The following is a 16,121-nucleotide window of genomic DNA, read 5'->3' on the forward strand; positions in this document are numbered from 1 at the left end:
TGTGTTGCGACCACGGTTCAAAGCTTATCGGCCCGAAGCGGAGGAAAACGTGACACCTTGTAAGCTTTCGTTTCATACGATTCTTTATGCCCGGAAGGCCGTTTTGACAGTTGGCCCTTGATGCAGAAAGGATTAAGCGCCGCGCCTGACAATCGCGAACGAGTCCCGGAGGGTCGGGTTGTCAACTGGCGTTACATTCGGGCGGCGCGGGCCGCCCGAATGCGTCACCTATACCGGTCAGCCGGACCCCGGTGTCGTTCTTACCGAGGTGCTTTCGGCGCGCCTTGCGTGCCGGACAGATCGATTGCGCTTTGCGAACCTAGTTGCGCGCGCAACTCATATTTCTGGATCTTGCCCGTGGCCGTACGCGGAAGCTCGCCGAAGCGCACGGCGCGGGGTACCTTGAAGTGCGCGAGAAAGAGCCGGCAGTGCGCGATGATTTCCTCGGCCGTGACGCTCGCGCCGGGCCGCAGTTCGACGAACGCGCAAGGCACTTCGCCCCACTTCGGGTCGGGCATCGCCACGACGGCGGCGAGCGCGACGGCCGGGTGGCGATACAGCGTGTCCTCGACTTCGATGCTCGAGATGTTCTCGCCACCCGAAATGATGATGTCCTTGCTGCGGTCGGTAATGCGCACGTAGCCGTCGGGCGTCATCACGCCGAGGTCGCCCGTATGGAACCAGCCGCCGCGGAACGCCTCTTCGGTCGCGCGTTCGTTCTTCAAATAGCCCTTCATGCAGATGTTGCCGCGGAACATGATCTCGCCGAGCGTTTCGCCGTCGGCGGGCACGGGCTCCATCGTCTGCGCGTTGCGCACGCTCACACCGCTTTGCAGGTGATAGCGCACGCCCTGCCGGGCGGCGAGGCGCGCCTGCTCCTCTTCGGGCAGCGTCTGCCAGCGCTCCTGCACCGCACACACGGCAGCGGGGCCGTACACCTCGGTCAGACCGTAGACATGCGTGAGTTCGATGCCGATCGCCTTCATCTTCGCGATCACGGCCGGCGCGGGCGGCGCGCCGGCGACCATCGTGCGCACGGTGTGCGCGATGCCCTCGCGATATTCGGCGGGGGCGTCGGCGAGCGCGCCTTGCACAATGGGCGCGCCGCAATAGTGCGTGACGCGCTCGCTGCGAATGAGGTCGAACACGAGCTTCGCGTCGAACTTGCGCAGGCACACGTTGACGCCCGCGCGCGCGGCGACGGTCCACGCGAAGCACCAGCCGTTGCAGTGAAAGAGCGGCAGCGTCCAAAGGTACACGGCGTGTTTGGGCATGTCCCATTCGAGGATGTTGCTCACCGCGTTGAGATACGCGCCGCGATGGTGATAGACCACGCCCTTGGGGTCGCCCGTCGTGCCCGAGGTGTAATTCAGCGCAATGGCGTCCCATTCGTTGCTCGGCGGCGCCCAGGCATACTCGGGATCGCCCTGTTCGAGGAACGCCTCGTAGTCGGTTGCGCGCGGGAAGAACTCGGGGTCGGCGGGCGCGATGTCGGCCACGCTGATGATCTTGAGGTGGGGGAATTCGAGCGCCGCGCGCTGCGCGAGCGCCGCGAATTCGGTATCGACGATCAGCGCCTTCGCTTCGCCATGGCGCAGCATGAACAGCATGGTTGCGACATCGAGCCGCGTGTTGAGCGTATTGAGCACCGCGCCGAGCATGGGCACGCCGAAGTGCGCCTCGACCATCGCGGGGATGTTTGGCAGCAGCGCCGCCACCGTATCGCCGCGGCCGATGCCCGCCCGTTCGAGCGCGCTCGCGAGCCGCCGCGTGCGCGCATAGGTTTCGCGCCAGTTGCGGCGGACGTCGCCATGCACGACGGCGAGGCGATCGCCGTAGACTTCAGCCGCGCGGGCGATGAAATCGATCGGCGTGAGCGGCACATAGTTGGCTTCGCGCTGCGCGAGCCCTTCTTCGTACGGGTGCAACATGGCGGTGTCTCCGGTGTCGATCGCCGATGCCGGCTCGAAAGCCGTGCCGCGGTCGGTCGCAGGTTTGTAGGTATGATTCGCGCTACCGTAGCAGGGCCGCGCACGCCAGTCTGTCGCCGGCGCGACAGAGCGGACCGCGAGAGGCCTGCAACTCACGATCCGCTCGACAGGATCGACCCAAAGATTGACTTAACTCCAGGAAGGCGCGATGTCGCAATCCATTATGCCCCCGGACGGAACACCGCCTGCCCGCGATTCATGGCGCGAAGGCGAGCGCATCGACGCGGCAAACCTCGCGCGCCTGACGGCGCTATTTGAGCGCTGCGTGTGGTTTCGCGCGCTGGCGCCCGAGCATCGCGAATGGGTGCTGGCGTCCTCTCACGCACAGGGCTATGCCGCAGGCGCGATCGTCGCCGCGCGCGAAGCGCCCTCGGACTGGTGGCTCGGCGTGAGTTCGGGCCTGGTGAAGCTGGCGATCTTCAATGCTTCGGGGCGCGGCTGCACGTTTTCGGGCGTGCCGCATGGCGGCTGGTTCGGCGAGGGCAGCGTGATCAAGCGCGAGCCGCGCAAGTACGACGTGATCGCGCTGCAGCCGTCGCTCGTCATGGCCGTCGCCACCGAGACGTTCCACCGGCTCATGGACTGCAGCCTGCCGTTCAACCGCTTCGTGATTCATCAGCTCAACAACCGCATGGGCGAGTTCATCGCGCTGATCCAGAACAGCCGCTTGCTCGACGTCGATGCGCGCGTGGCGCAGTCGCTCGCGCAGATGTTCAATCCCGATCTCTACCCCGAAACGGGGCGTGCGCTCGACATCTCGCAGGAGGAGATCGGCATGCTGGCGGGCGCGTCGCGGCAACGGATCAATCAGGCCCTGCAGACGCTCGAGCGCCTGGGGCTTGTCGCGCTCTCCTATAACCGCGTGGACGTGCTCGATCTCGACGGGCTGCGCGCGGTTGGCCGCGATCAGATTTAAGGACCGCAGAAGTCCTTATCAATCTTGCGAGGAATAGAAAACTCTCTCCCCCGCGGGCCGGTTTTTATGCGTGGCAGCGGTACGTAGACTTTGCTCATCGAATTGATACGGAGAGCAAGGTGAAAAACGCAATGCTACGCGCGGCGCTGGTTTCTATGATGGCGATCGTTCCGGCGGTGTCGTTTGCCCAGGTCAACAGCACGCAAAACGGCCCGGTCACGCGCGCCCAGGTGCTTCAGGAACTGGTCGATCTGGAGTCGGTGGGGTACAACCCGGCTTCGGCGAACGACGTCAACTATCCGGAAGATGTGCAAAGCGCCATGCGCAGGCTTGCCGAAAAGCGTGCCAACGACGCGCGCCTCGCGCAGACGCGCCAGCAGCAAGAACAGGTCGCGCAGTCGGGTTACGGTGCGCCGCCCGCGCAGAACGGCGAAGCCGGCGCGCCCGCCGCCGTGTCTGGCAGCGAGCCGCCGCCCGCTTATCCCCGCCATTGATTGCGACGTTAACCGCGTCCTGAGCCGGCCTTGGCGCCGTTAGCGCCCTTGGCGCTCTCGGGGCCGGCCGCAACATCGGGCGGCACGCCGAGCAACTGCAGCGTGCCGGCCGTCACGCCGGAGAACACCGGCCCCGCGACCGTGCCGCCATAGAACGCTTTGCCCGCCGGATCGTCGATCATCACCGCGACGATCACGCGCGGCGCGCTCATTGGCGCCATGCCCACGAAGAGCGCGCGATAGCGGTTCTTCGCGTAGCCCGCGCCGATCTGCTTGCGCGCGGTGCCGGTCTTGCCGCCCACCCGATAGCCGTCCACATTCGCAGCGCGGCCCGTGCCGCCGTCGCTCGTCGCCATTTCCAGCATCTTGCGCATGGCGGCAGCCGTGGCCGGCGTCGTGACCGCGCGCGTCGCCAACGCCGTTGAGCCTCCCGCGCCGCCTGGCGCATCGCGCAGCAGCGTGACCGGATGCAGCGTGCCGTCGCCGGCGTAGGCCGTGTAGATCTGCGCCATCTGCAGCAGCGAAGTGGAAAGGCCGTAGCCGTACGCCATCGTCGCCTGCTCGATGGGGCGCCAGCGCGCCCACGGCCGCACGCGGCCAGGCGCCACGCCCGGGAACGTGACGCCGGGCTTTTGCCCGAGTCCGTACTCCTGATACTTGTCCCAGATGGTTTGCGCGGGAAGATTCAGCGCGAGCTTGGCGAGCGCGATGTTGCTCGACTTCTGGATCGCTTCGGCCACGGTCATGCGGCCATGATTGGACGTGTCGTGGACCGTCGCGGGGCCGATGCGGTAGGTGCCCGGCGAAGTGTCGATAATCGTGTTCGCGTTGACCTTGCGCAGGTCCATGGCCAGCGAAACGACCACCGGCTTGATGGTCGAGCCGGGCTCGAACGTGTCGACCACGGCGCGGTTGCGCAACTGTTTGCCCGTGAGACGCGCGCGGTCGTTCGGATCGAACGACGGCCAGTTCGCGAGCGCGAGGATCTCGCCGTTCTGCGCGTCGAGCACGACGACGCTGCCCGCTTCCGCATGATTTTTCGCCACGGCGGCCTTGAGCTGCGTGTACGCGAGCTGCTGCACGCGGCGGTCGATGGTGAGCTGCACGGTATCGCCGTTGCGCGGCTGCACGCGCTCGCTCGGCTCGGAGACGACGCGCCCAAGCCGGTCGCGGATCACCTCGCGCTGGCCCGGCGTGCCGCGCAGGCGCGCGTTCGCGGCAAGCTCCACACCTTCCTGGCCGGCGTCTTCGATGTCGGTGAAGCCCACCACGTGCGCGGCTGATTCGCCTTCGGGGTAATAGCGCTTCGAGTCGGCGATCAGGGTGATGCCGCCCGTGCCCATCTCGTCGATGTGTTCGGCGGTGGTGGCGTCCACCTGGCGCTTGAGCAGCACGAAGGAGCGGTCGCCGGCCACGCGCCGCTCCAGCTCCGCGAGCGGCATGTCGAGCAGGCGCGCGAGCGGCGCGTGCGCGGCGGCGTCGAGCAGGCGTGGATTCACCCAGACTTCGAAAGTCGCGAGGCTCACGGCCAATAGCGCGCCGTTGCGATCGACGATGCGCCCGCGCATGGCGTCGAGCTCCAGCGTGCGCTGGTAGCGCTTTTGGCCCTGCTTCACGTAAAAGCCGTGATTGGCGATTTGAATCCAGAACGCGCGCCCGGCCAGCGCAGCGAAGGCCGCGAACGTGATGAACACGATGAACTTCGAGCGCCACGCGGGCAGACGCGGCGCGAGCATCGGGTGACGGGTCGCGGCCGCGTGCGGGTCGCGCGGCGGTTTCCTGGAGCGGATCATCGGCAAGGCGGGGTGGCTTGGCAGAATTACATTGTAAACAGGATGTAATTGAATTGAAATGATAGGTGCGCATGGCCGCTGGACGATCGGGCATACGTTGCGCGCCGTCATGCGGTACGAATGGCGCAGGGGAGCGGGAGGGGCGTAAAGCGAACCGGGCCGCGAAAGCGGCCCGGAGGGAAGGGGGGAAGGACCGGCGGCGCAGTCGCGCCGCGGGGGTTAAGCGTGTGCCGGCAGGCGGAAGCTTGCGATCGACTCGCGCAGCACGCTCACCTGATCCTTGAGCGAATGCGCGGCGGCGGCGGCCTCTTCCACGAGCGCCGCGTTCTGCTGCGTCACCTGATCCATTTCGCCCACGGCGCGGTTGACCTGCTCGATGCCGGCGCTCTGCTCGCGCGAAGCGTTGCTGATCTCTTCGAGGATCTCGTGCACGCGGCGCACCGACTGCACGATCTCGGTCATCGTCGAGCCCGCGTTGGTCACAAGCTGCTGGCCTTCGGTCACGGTGCCGGTCGACTTTTCGATCAGCGCCTTGATCTCCTTGGCGGCGGTGGCGGAGCGCTGCGCGAGGCTGCGCACTTCGGCGGCCACCACCGCGAAGCCGCGGCCCTGTTCGCCGGCACGCGCCGCTTCCACGGCGGCGTTCAACGCGAGAATGTTGGTCTGGAACGCAATGCCGTCGATCACGCCGATGATGTCGCCAATCTGCTGCGAACTCGTCGTGATGTCGCCCATGGTGCGCACCACGTCGTCGACCACGGCGCTGCCGCGCGTGGCGACGTCGGCGGCCTGGCTCGCGAGCGACGCCGCATGCTGGGCGCTATCCGCGTTCTGGCGCACGTTCGCCGTCATCTGATCCATGCTCGATGCGGTCCGCACGAGCGCCGCCGCCTGTTCCTCCGTGCGCTGCGAGAGATCCGTGTTGCCCGCCGCAATCTCGTTCGCGCCCACGTTGATGTTTTCCGCGCCGCTGCGCACGCGCGACACGGTTTGCACGAGCGCCGTCTGCATGGTTGCGAGCGCGCGCATCAGGCTGCTCTCGTTCGTGCCCTGCACCTGCAGGCGCAGGGTGAGGTCGCCCTGGGCGATGCGGTTGGCCGCGTCCACCGCGCCTTCCAGTTCGCCGCCGATGCTGCTGCGCACGCTCTTCACCACGAGCACCATCACGGCGGTGGCGGCTGCACCCAGCAGGAAGGTCACGCCAAGCCAGCGCAACAGGCTGTCGAAGAACTCGGCGCGCACGTCGTCCATGTACATGCCCGTCACGATCACCCAGTCCCACGGCGCGAAGCGGCGGCCGTAGCTCGTCTTGGGCACCGGCTCGCTATGGCCGGGTTTGGCCCACAGGTAGTCGAGGAAGCCGCCATTCGGCCCGCTTGCCGCGTTCACGAGTTCGGTGAAGACGTGGGTGCCGGCGGGATCGGTGAAGTCGGTGAGCTTCTTGCCGTTCAGCTCGGGCTTGATCGGGTGCATCAGCATGACCGCGTTCGAGTCGTTGATGCTCAGATAGCCGTCCGTGCCGTAGCGGATCGAACCGATCACGGCGAGCGCCTGTTTCTGCGCCTCGGCTTCGGGCATGACGTTGCGTTGCGAGAGGCCGTAGTAGTAGTTCGCGACGCTCATCGCTTCTTCAACGAGCGTCGTGAGTTGCGCGCGCCGCTCGCGAACCATCGCCTCGCGGCTTTGCCAGGCGCCAAAGGCGACGATCAACAGCAGGCCGATCCAGAGGATCGCGATCATCGAGCGGAGCTTCTTGTTGAGTGTCATCTTCTGCATGGTCGGTCGGGTATTCCAGAGAGGCTGCACGGCGGGCAAAACGCAGGGGCGAAACAGGGCCGTCTGTGTGTGTTTACGGCGCCCGCAAACGTGCGCGAGACCCAGGGGGAACCCTGCTTAGGCAGCGTTTCTTCATACAAAACAAGGACCTTTGATCTGGCTCATATACGGCTCAAATCCGGCGCATATGACGCCGTGCTGAAACCCACGCGAAAACACCGGCAAAAGCCACAAATTTCACTGTATCTCCATGATTTGCCACTCTTTGCGGTGATCGACTGCGGATAGGAATCATTTCCGATATAGTCGCGACTTTGCACCCGGCCGGCCCGACTTCGAGGCCTGCGATGACGCCGGAATGCAGGACATTTCCCAACGATGCGACGCGCACGGCGCAGCCCCCGCTGCCGCCCTCATGACGTCCACTGGAGTAACAAGAATGAACGCACGCGAACCCGCCCTGGTCCCAGCCGCTGTTGCCACCTCGCGCAGCGCGCGGCTGCGCCAGATGCTGACCAGCAACGAACTCGAATTCCTGATGGAAGCGCACAACGGCCTTTCCGCACGCATTGCGCGCGAGGCGGGCTTCAAGGCGATCTGGGGCTCGGGCCTGTCGATCTCCGCGCAGTTCGGCGTGCGCGACAACAACGAGGCGAGCTGGACCCAGGTGGTCGACAACCTCGAGTTCATGGCCGACGCGAGCGACCTGCCGATCCTGCTCGACGGCGACACCGGCTACGGCAATTTCAACAACGTGCGCCGTCTCGTGCGCAAGCTGGAGCAGCGCGGTATTGCGGGTGTCTGCATTGAAGACAAGGTGTTCCCGAAGACCAACAGCTTCATCGGCGGCGAAGCGCAACCGCTCGCCGACATCGACGAGTTCTGCGGCAAGATCAAGGCGGGCAAGGACTCGCAGACCGACGAGCACTTCTCGATCGTCGCGCGTGTGGAGGCGCTGATCGCGGGCTGGGGCATGGACGAAGCGCTCAAGCGCGCCGAGGCGTATCGGCAGGCTGGCGCGGACGCGATCCTCATCCACAGCAAGCTTTCGAAAGCTGACGAGATCCTCACGTTCGCGCGCGAATGGGCGGGCCGCGGCCCGCTCGTGATCGTGCCGACCAAGTACTACAGCACGCCGACCGACGTGTTCCGCAAGGCGGGCATCAGCACGGTCATCTGGGCGAACCATCAGATCCGCGCGGCCGTTTCGGCCATGCAGGCCGTCACGAAGACGATTTACGAAACGCAAACGCTCGTCGACGTCGAAGACCGGATTGCTACGGTCAACGAAATTTTCCGCCTGCAGGACGCCGACGAATACTCGGAAGCCGAAGACCGCTACCTCTCCGCTTCGTCGCGCGGCGCGGGCGCGGCGATCGTGCTGGCCGCGAGCCGCGGCTCGGGCCTCGACGCCTACACGGAGGACAAGCCGAAGGTCATGCTGCCTGTGGCGGGTAAGCCGCTGCTGCGCTGGCTTGTCGATGCGTTCAAGAAGCAGTCCGTCAACGACATCACCGTGGTGGGCGGCTACAAGGCCGAAGCCATCGACACGGCCGGCATCAAGCTCGTGCGCAACGAGCGCTACGCGCAGACGAACGAACTCGCGTCGCTCGCGTGCGCGGTCGGCTCGCTCGACAACGACACGGTGATCTCGTACGGCGACCTGGTGTTCCGCAGCTACATCCTGCGCGATCTCGTGGAAAGCGAAGCGGACTTCAGCGTCGTGGTGGATTCGTCGCCTGAGTCCGAGAACAGCAGCACGCGCGACTTCGCATGGTGCTCGGCCGCCGACGAGCGCGATCTGTTCGGCAACAAGGTGTTCCTCGAGCGCGTGGCGAGCGAACCGGCCGCGAACGGCTCGGCTGCGCACGGCCGCTGGATCGGTCTCGTTAACGTGCGCGGCGCGGGCCGCGCAAAGCTCGCGAAGAAGCTCAAGGAACTGCAAACGCGCGCCGACTTCGACACGCTCGACATGCCCGCGCTGCTCAACGCGCTGATCGCGGACGGCGAGAAAGTCGAAGTGCAGTACGTGCACGGCCACTGGCGCGGTGTGAACGACCTCGAAGACTTCCGCCGCGCGGGCGATTTCGCGCATGCGCAAACGCCGCTCGGCGCGGAGGGCCAGGCATGATCGAAGCCGCACAGTTCGTCGAAGCGGCGCGTTCGCGCGGCTTCGAGTGGTACGCGGGCGTGCCGTGCTCGTACCTCACGCCGTTCATCAACTACGTGCTGCAAGATGACTCGCTGCACTACGTGAGCGCGGCCAACGAAGGCGACGCGGTCGCGGTCATCGCGGGCGTGGCGCTCGCGGGCAAGCGCGGCATCACGATGATGCAGAACTCGGGCCTCGGCAACGCCGTGAGCCCGCTCACTTCGCTCACGTGGACGTTCCGCCTGCCGCAACTGCTGATCGTGACGTGGCGCGGCCAGCCGGGTGTCAGCGACGAACCGCAGCACGCGCTGATGGGCCCCGTCACGCCGCAGATGCTGGAAACGATGGAGATTCCGTGGGAGACGTTCCCCACGGAAGCCGACCAGATCGCGGCGGCGCTCGACCGCGCCATCAAGCACATGAACGAAACGGGCCGCCCGTATGCGCTCGTCATGCAGAAGGGGAGCGTCGCGCCCTACGAACTCAAGGGCGGCGGCGCGATGCCGGCAAAGCACGCGCTGCCCGTAGCGCAAGCAAAGTGGACCGGACGGACTCCTGATCAACTACCCACGCGTCAGCAGGCGCTCGAGCGTGTGATCGAAGCGACGCCTGCCGAATCGACGGTGGTCGTCGCCTCGACGGGATTCTGCGGCCGCGAACTCTACGCGCTCGACGACCGCTCGAACCAGCTCTATATGGTCGGCTCGATGGGCTGCGTCACGCCGTTCGCGCTCGGTCTCGCGCTTGCGCGGCCCGACCTGAACGTGGTCGCGCTCGACGGCGACGGTGCGGCGCTCATGCGCATGGGCGTGTTCGCCACGCTCGGCGCCTATGGTCCCGCGAACCTCACGCACGTGCTGCTCGACAACGGCGCGCACGATTCGACGGGGGGGCAGGCCACCGTGTCGGGGCAGGTGTCGTTCGCGAACGTGGCTGCCGCGTGCGGTTACGCGGACGCCGTGGAAGGCGACGATCTCGCCACGCTCGACAGCGTGCTCGCCGCCGCACGCGAACGCGCGAAGGGTGCATCGGGTGTCGCGGGCACACGCTTCGTACGCCTGACGATTCGCCGCGGTACGCCAGATGGTCTGCCGCGCCCCACGATCACGCCGCCCGATGTGAAGACGCGTCTCATGCGCCACATCGGCGCGCTCGCTAAATAAGGAATTCACGATGCTGCTGCTCAATCCCGGCCCGGTCACGCTGACCGAACGCGTGCGCCAGAGCCTCCTCCAGGAAGACCTGTGCCATCGCGAAAGCGAGTTCTTCGACGTGCAGGAAGAGGCGCGCACGCGTCTCGTGGGCGTCTACGATCTCGACCCTACGCAATGGCAGGCCGTGCTCATGACGGGCTCCGGCACGGCTGCGGTCGAAAGCATGATCTCGACGCTCGTGCCCGCGAACGGCAAGCTGCTGATCGTCGAAAACGGCGTGTATGGCGAGCGCATCACGGCCATCGCGAAGCAATACGGCATTGCGCATGAGGTCGTGAAGCACGACTGGATGCAAGCGCCGGACCTCGCGCGCATCACGGCCGGGCTCGACGCCGACAAGGCGATCACGCATGTCGCGATCATCCATCACGAAACGACGACCGGCCGCCTGAACGATCTGCGCGCGCTGGGCGAAGCGTGCCGCGCACGCGGCGTGCAGATGCTCGTGGACGGCGTGAGCAGCTTCGGTTCCGAGGCCATCGATTTCGGCGACGCGAGCATCGCGGCGGTGGCCGCGACGGCGAACAAGTGCCTGCACGGCGTGCCGGGCGCGGCCTTCGTGGCGGTGCGGCGCGCCGCGCTGGCACAGGCGCATAGCCGCACTTACTATCTCGACCTCAAGCGTCTTGCCACGCTGCAGGATCAGCGCAATACGCCGTTTACGCCCTCTGTGCACGCGTATTACGCGCTCGTCGAGGCGCTGCGTGAACTCGCCGATGAAGGCGGCTGGCAGGCGCGTCACGCGCGCTATGCGGCGCTTTCGGAGCAGGTGCGCGCGGGGCTCGCCGCGCGCGGCATGGAGAGCGTGCTGCCGAAGGACGAATCGTCGGTCGTATTGCGGGCGTTCCGCCTGCCCGCAGGCGTCGACTATCCATTGCTGCATGACGCGCTCAAGGCGCGCGGCTTCGTGATTTACGCGGGGCAGGGCGGCTTGTCGGCGGAACTGTTCCGCATTTCGACGATGGGCAACATTCATGCCGCCGATGTCGAGCGCTTGCTGGCGGCGTTCGATGAAGTGACGCGCTAAGCGCGCGTTGCGATCGCAGTGAGCGGGCGGCTTCGGCCGCCCGTTTGTCTTTGCGAGGGCGCTTCAATAACCCGTGACCACGGCAAGCGCGAGGGTGGCGCAAGAAAGCACGAGCAGCACGAGAAAGAGCGGCAGAATGAAGCGTATCCATTCGCCAAAGCCCACGCGTGCCGTGGCGAGATAGGCCAGCAGCATGCCGGAAGTGGGCGTGACCATGTTCGTGAGGCCGCCGCCAAGCACGAACGCGAGCACCGAGGTCTGGCCGCTCACGCCGGAAAGCTGGGCGATCGGCCCGATGATCGGCATGCTCACCGCAGCCTTGCCCGACACCGAAGGGATGAATACGTCGAGCAGCATCTGCACGGCCATGAGCCCGTTGGCGACCCATACGCTGGAGCGCCCGTGCGCGAGGCGCGTGAAGTAGTCGATCAGCGTGTCGAGCACGAAACTGCTCTGCAGGATCAACTCGACGGAAGCCGCCAGCCCGATCAAGAGACCCGCGAGCACCATGCCCTTCATGCCGTCGACAAAGGCCTCGGACGCGCTGCGCGAATCGAGCCGGCCTACCAGCGCGGTCACGATGCTGATCGCCACGTAGAACGCGGAAAGCTCGACATTCCCCCATTTCAGTTCGCGCGTGCCGAACACCAGCGCGGCGGCTGCAACGGCGAGGACGACGAGCGTCGCCTTGTGGCGGCGCGACAGCGGCGTGGGTGCATGCAGCGCCTCGACGGCGGCCTCGCGCCGATAGCCGCTGCGACGCACATAAAGCAGCAAATACGCGATGCCGATCGTCAGAAACACCACGAACACGCCAAGGCGCAGCGCGAGGCCGCTGAAGAGCGGCACGCCGACGATGGGCTGCGCGACCGCGAGCGAAAGCGGATTCGTGACCGAAGCGATATAGCCGATCTTCGCCGCAATGGCGACGAGCGCCACGGCGAACAGGTTCGAGAGGCCGAGCCGTTTCGCGAGCAGCATCATCATCGGAATGATGACCAGGTACTCCGAAATAAACCCGAGCATGGTGCTGCCCAGCCCGATCACGATCATGAGCAGCGGCGCGAGCACGTAGACGTTGCCGGCGGTGAGCTGGAGCAGGCGGTCGATGCCGGCGTCCACCACGCCTGTGCGTTTCATCACGCCGAACATGCCGCCCACGAACATCACCATGACGATGAGCGGTGCGTTCTTGATGAGCCCGTTCGGAATGGCGACGAACACCGAGACGAGGCTCGCGGGCGCCGCGTGGTCCGGCGTGCTCTTCGTCACCGCCGGCGCGACAAGTGTGGCGAGATCGATGCTCTTCGGCACCAGATGGTAGGTGCCCGGAATCACGAGCTTGTCGTGGCGCTCGAAGCGGCCCGCGTCGACGAACCAGGTCATCGCCAATGCGGCGGCGAGCACCCAGAGCATCATGACGACAGGATGCAGCATCTTGCCGTGCGGTCTGGTTTCCTGGCTGGCGCTTTCCGCGGGCGTCTTGTCTTCGCGCGGGGAAGAGGGCGGGGCGGCGATCATGATAAGGAATCCTCTGTGTGCGGTCAGGCGGGAAGCGCCGCGGCGCGCGCGCCCGTATAGCCGAGTTCGGCGGAGATCGCATCGGCGCAAGCCTGAAGGCGTTCGAGATAGTCGGGAATCTCGGCGCGGCCAATGCGCATTTCCGGCCCGGAAACGGCAACGGCCGCCACCGTCGCGCCCGACATATCACGCACTGGCGCGGAAATCGCCACCGCGCCGGCGGTCACTTCGCCAAGACTCACGGCGTAGCCCTTGCGTGCGATTGCGTCGAGTTCTTCGACGAGCGCGATCAGGTCCGGCGCCTCGGGCATCTTCTTCATGCGCGCGAGATAGTCGGTACGCACGGCGGCGGGCGCGAACGCGAGCAACACCTTGCCCGAAGCGCCATGATTGACCGACCGCCGGTTGCCCACCGCGCCTACGGCGCGCACCTGGTGCGTGGTCTCGCAGCGCGCGACGCACACCGTTTCGAGGCCTTCGCGCACACGCAGCACGATGGTCTCGTTGATCGCCTGGTTGAGCGCGAGCATGTGGCGCGAGGCCGAGCGTACGAGCGTGTTCTGCTGCGTGGCCGCCACGCCGAGCACGAAAGCCTGTGGGCCGAGCGCGTAGGTGGAGGTTTGCGCGTCCTGCACGACAAAGCGGTGCAATTCCAGCGTGCAGAGCATGCGGTAGGTGCGCGACTTGTTGATGCCCAACTGCGTGGACAACTCCGTTACCCCAAGGCCGGGATGCTCGGCCACGTAGCTGAGCAGCTTGAGGGCGTTGTCGACGGCATCGACGATATAGGTCATGGCTTGGCTCACTTGGCGTTGAGTTGCGCGCGTACCCGCGCGGCGAGGGCGTCGGCGAAGGTGTCGAGGTCGCGTTTGAGCGTGTCGAAGCCCGCATGCTTCGTAAATGCGGTCTCGTCCATATAGAGCGCGCGGTTCAGTTCGATCTGGATGCTGTGGCGGTTGCGCGCCGGATCGCTCACCGCGCGCAGCAAGTCGCCGCCCTGGTACGGCTCGTTGATCTGCACACGGTAGCCGGCGGCCGCGAAGTGATCGGCGACCCATTGGGTGAATGCCGGATCCGATGTCGTGCCGCGCCGGTCGCTAATGACGAAATCGGGACGCGCCTCGCCGGAGTCGACGTTCATCTCATTGCCGCGCGATTTCATGGAGTGGCAGTCCACATGCCACAGCGCGCCATGCTGCGCGTAGGCCGCTTCGGCGGCTTGCGCGAGCGCCGCGCGATAGGGCCGGTAATACGCGTCGATGCGGTGCCGGACTTCATCGACAGAGAGCTTGCGATCGTAAAGCGGCACGCCGGGCAGCGCATAGCGGCGGATCAGACCCATGCCGCGCTGCGTGTACGGTTCGGGCGCGAGCGGCTCGGGCCACGGCTCGGCGAGCAATTCGGCGTCGATGTCGGTAATGGCGCGGTTCGGGTCGATATAGGCGCGCGGAAAGCGTGCGCCGATCAGCACGCCGCCGCGCGCGGGGATGCCTGCCCACAGTTCGTCGACGAACGCGTCCCACGACGTGAGGATCGCCTCGCGCGGCACGATGGTGCCGAAGTCGTCCGGCAGCGTGATGCCGCTATGCGGCGAGTCGAACACGATCGGCAGTGGCGCGGCCTGTGCCGCAACGGTGAAGCAGGGCGCGTGGTCGTTTGCCTGGGAGGAAAGTGGGCTGGTATTCGTCATCGCTAATCAGTCGCTTGTCGCATGTTTTAATGAATAAAACAGCGTTTTAATTTCAAGAGAAAGCGTAGCGCGCGACAAAAGTCGAGCCGATTGGGGTTTCCCCTGGATCGGTGCAGAGGAAATGGCGAACTGACCCAGCTGGAAAGGATTTAAGCGATTTTTTCTGACGCCGCAACGAGCCAGATCGTGTCGCTGGTTTTTGACAGATTCTTGACGGGACCGAAAGCCAACCCGAATAATAAATAATACGCTGTTTTATACAATAAAACAAGCGGACGATGAAAGACATCATTGCCAACGGGGAGCGCAAGCGGTCAGGCGTTGCTCCGCGCCACGCAGCGATGTTTTTTCATCAGGACTGCAAACAATAGATCGCACCTCGCGGCGCGTATCTGGAGATCAACGTCAATTCACGGCACATCGAATGCCAGAAGGAGAACAACGCATGTTTCAAGCATCCCGGCGCACCGTCGCACTCGTCATCGGCGGTCTCGGTCTCGCGGCCTCTCACGCTAACGCACAGTCGAGCGTCACGCTCTACGGCATCGCCGACGGTGGCTTCACCTACACGAGCAACCAGGGCGGCAAGTCGAACTTCCAGGCAACGGCGGGCAGCGAGCAGGGTTCGCGCTGGGGCCTGCTCGGCAGCGAGGATCTGGGCGGCGGCAATCGCGCGATCTTCCGGCTCGAAAACGGCTTCAACCTGCAGACCGGCACCGCTAGTGCGAACGGGCGCATCTTCGGCCGCCAGGCATGGGTGGGGCTCGCGAGCAACCGTTGGGGCTCGCTCACGTTCGGCCGCCAGTACAACGCGGCGCAGGACTCGCTCGAACCGCTGCAAATGGCCGTGGAGACCTCGCAGTACGGCACGCACCCGTTCGACACCGACGATCTGAACAACACGTTCCGTACCGACAATTCCGTCAAGTACGTCACGCCCAATTTCCACGGCCTGACGATCAACTCGATGTACGGCTTCAGCAACAACGCGGGGAACTTTGCGACGAACCGCTCATGGAGCGTGGGCGCGAGCTATGCGGGCGGCCCGCTGCAGTTCGGCGCGGCGTATGTGCAGCTCGATCATCCGGCCACGGACACGACCGGCGCGATTCCTTCGGATAACTATTTCACGTTCCTGAAGGGCGTTACGCAACAGCGCATTTGGGGCGCGGGCGGTGTGTACAGCTTCGGCAATCTCGGTGTGGGCGCGATGTACACGAACGTCGCGTTCGAACTGACGCCGCAAAGCCAGTACCAGCACTATCAGAACGCGGAAGTGAGCCTGCGCTATGCGATCACGCCGTCGATCCACGCCGCGATCGGCGAAACGTGGACGGGCGTGAACGCGAACGGCCAGAAGGATAGTTGGCACTACTGGCAAACGACCAGCGCGCTGCAATACTTCCTCTCCAAGCGCACGGACGTCTATCTCGACCTCATCTATCAGCGCGCGACGAATGCCGTGGCGCAGATCGAAGGGACGTCGGGCGCATCGAGCAACGGCAACCAGTTCCTCGTGGTGACCGGCATCCGCCACAAGTTCTGAT

General features: G+C 65.5%; 12 protein-coding genes. 6 read left to right on the plus strand and 6 right to left on the minus strand.

Annotated features, from left to right (window positions below; all coding sequences use genetic code 11):
• Positions 1 to 260 precede the first annotated feature (260 nt).
• Entirely contained in the window at positions 261 to 1,931 is a 1,671-nt protein-coding gene (locus tag FAZ97_RS15165; protein ID WP_158759305.1) for an acyl-CoA synthetase, read from the minus strand.
• A 223-nt stretch (positions 1,932 to 2,154) separates the two neighbouring features.
• Between FAZ97_RS15165 and FAZ97_RS15170 the strand changes: the two genes are divergently transcribed.
• Both FAZ97_RS15170 and FAZ97_RS15175 read left to right on the plus strand, forming a co-directional pair.
• Positions 2,155 to 2,907 (plus strand): Crp/Fnr family transcriptional regulator, encoded by a 753-nt coding sequence (locus FAZ97_RS15170; protein ID WP_158760937.1) that lies wholly within the window; start codon positions 2,155 to 2,157, stop codon positions 2,905 to 2,907.
• Between the two features lie 131 nt (positions 2,908 to 3,038).
• Positions 3,039 to 3,401 (plus strand): DUF4148 domain-containing protein, encoded by a 363-nt coding sequence (locus tag FAZ97_RS15175; RefSeq protein WP_407671883.1) that lies wholly within the window; start codon positions 3,039 to 3,041, stop codon positions 3,399 to 3,401.
• Between the two features lie 8 nt (positions 3,402 to 3,409).
• Here the strand turns inward: FAZ97_RS15175 and FAZ97_RS15180 are convergent, their stop codons facing one another.
• Positions 3,410 to 5,194, minus strand: coding sequence for a peptidoglycan D,D-transpeptidase FtsI family protein (locus FAZ97_RS15180; protein ID WP_158759307.1), 1,785 nt, complete (start codon positions 5,192 to 5,194; stop codon positions 3,410 to 3,412).
• A gap of 219 nt (positions 5,195 to 5,413) precedes the next feature.
• Positions 5,414 to 6,961 carry a methyl-accepting chemotaxis protein gene (locus tag FAZ97_RS15185; RefSeq protein WP_158760938.1) on the minus strand — a complete coding sequence of 516 codons (1,548 nt, stop codon included), beginning with the start codon at positions 6,959 to 6,961 and terminating at the stop codon, positions 5,414 to 5,416.
• 448 nt (positions 6,962 to 7,409) lie between these two features.
• Between FAZ97_RS15185 and aepX the strand changes: the two genes are divergently transcribed.
• Genes aepX through FAZ97_RS15200 form a run of 3 tightly spaced genes read left to right on the plus strand, consistent with a single transcriptional unit; the run spans position 7,410 to position 11,363 of the window.
• A complete protein-coding gene (gene aepX / locus FAZ97_RS15190) occupies positions 7,410 to 9,101 on the plus strand; it encodes a phosphoenolpyruvate mutase (protein ID WP_158759308.1) in 1,692 nt (563 codons plus the stop codon).
• Positions 9,098 to 10,285 (plus strand): phosphonopyruvate decarboxylase, encoded by a 1,188-nt coding sequence (aepY, locus tag FAZ97_RS15195; RefSeq protein WP_158759309.1) that lies wholly within the window; start codon positions 9,098 to 9,100, stop codon positions 10,283 to 10,285. Before aepX ends, aepY begins: the two co-directional genes overlap by 4 nt.
• A gap of 10 nt (positions 10,286 to 10,295) precedes the next feature.
• Positions 10,296 to 11,363, plus strand: coding sequence for a 2-aminoethylphosphonate aminotransferase (locus FAZ97_RS15200; RefSeq protein WP_158759310.1), 1,068 nt, complete (start codon positions 10,296 to 10,298; stop codon positions 11,361 to 11,363).
• 63 nt (positions 11,364 to 11,426) lie between these two features.
• Here FAZ97_RS15200 and FAZ97_RS15205 read toward each other — a convergent pair whose 3' ends face one another.
• Genes FAZ97_RS15205 through FAZ97_RS15215 form a run of 3 tightly spaced genes read right to left on the minus strand, consistent with a single transcriptional unit; the run spans position 11,427 to position 14,574 of the window.
• The gene (locus FAZ97_RS15205) at positions 11,427 to 12,884 is read right to left on the minus strand and encodes a YfcC family protein (RefSeq protein WP_158759311.1); all 1,458 of its coding nucleotides are present in this window, start codon (positions 12,882 to 12,884) and stop codon (positions 11,427 to 11,429) included.
• A 23-nt stretch (positions 12,885 to 12,907) separates the two neighbouring features.
• The gene (locus tag FAZ97_RS15210; protein ID WP_158759312.1) at positions 12,908 to 13,678 is read right to left on the minus strand and encodes an IclR family transcriptional regulator; all 771 of its coding nucleotides are present in this window, start codon (positions 13,676 to 13,678) and stop codon (positions 12,908 to 12,910) included.
• A gap of 8 nt (positions 13,679 to 13,686) precedes the next feature.
• Positions 13,687 to 14,574: an N-formylglutamate amidohydrolase gene (locus FAZ97_RS15215; protein WP_158759313.1), complete on the minus strand. Its 888-nt coding sequence runs from the start codon at positions 14,572 to 14,574 to the stop codon at positions 13,687 to 13,689.
• Between the two features lie 445 nt (positions 14,575 to 15,019).
• On the opposite strand from FAZ97_RS15215, the gene FAZ97_RS15220 reads away from it, so the two are divergent.
• Positions 15,020 to 16,120 carry a porin gene (locus FAZ97_RS15220; protein WP_158759314.1) on the plus strand — a complete coding sequence of 367 codons (1,101 nt, stop codon included), beginning with the start codon at positions 15,020 to 15,022 and terminating at the stop codon, positions 16,118 to 16,120.
• The last annotated feature ends 1 nt before the right edge of the window (position 16,121 follow it).

Origin of the sequence: Paraburkholderia acidiphila (assembly GCF_009789655.1) — a bacterium.
Classification (GTDB): Bacteria; Pseudomonadota; Gammaproteobacteria; order Burkholderiales; family Burkholderiaceae; genus Paraburkholderia; species Paraburkholderia acidiphila.

Coding starts and splice junctions, on each gene's coding strand:
- aepX (WP_158759308.1), top strand. CDS start 7,410: ATGAACGCACGCGAACCCGCCCTGGTCCCAGCCGCTGTTGCCACCTCG.
- aepY (WP_158759309.1), top strand. CDS start 9,098: ATGATCGAAGCCGCACAGTTCGTCGAAGCGGCGCGTTCGCGCGGCTTC.
- FAZ97_RS15220 (WP_158759314.1), top strand. CDS start 15,020: ATGTTTCAAGCATCCCGGCGCACCGTCGCACTCGTCATCGGCGGTCTC.
- FAZ97_RS15185 (WP_158760938.1), bottom strand. CDS start 6,961: ATGACACTCAACAAGAAGCTCCGCTCGATGATCGCGATCCTCTGGATC.
- FAZ97_RS15215 (WP_158759313.1), bottom strand. CDS start 14,574: ATGACGAATACCAGCCCACTTTCCTCCCAGGCAAACGACCACGCGCCC.
- FAZ97_RS15180 (WP_158759307.1), bottom strand. CDS start 5,194: ATGATCCGCTCCAGGAAACCGCCGCGCGACCCGCACGCGGCCGCGACC.
- FAZ97_RS15170 (WP_158760937.1), top strand. CDS start 2,155: ATGCCCCCGGACGGAACACCGCCTGCCCGCGATTCATGGCGCGAAGGC.
- FAZ97_RS15200 (WP_158759310.1), top strand. CDS start 10,296: ATGCTGCTGCTCAATCCCGGCCCGGTCACGCTGACCGAACGCGTGCGC.
- FAZ97_RS15175 (WP_407671883.1), top strand. CDS start 3,039: ATGCTACGCGCGGCGCTGGTTTCTATGATGGCGATCGTTCCGGCGGTG.
- FAZ97_RS15205 (WP_158759311.1), bottom strand. CDS start 12,884: ATGATCGCCGCCCCGCCCTCTTCCCCGCGCGAAGACAAGACGCCCGCG.
- FAZ97_RS15165 (WP_158759305.1), bottom strand. CDS start 1,931: ATGTTGCACCCGTACGAAGAAGGGCTCGCGCAGCGCGAAGCCAACTAT.
- FAZ97_RS15210 (WP_158759312.1), bottom strand. CDS start 13,678: ATGACCTATATCGTCGATGCCGTCGACAACGCCCTCAAGCTGCTCAGC.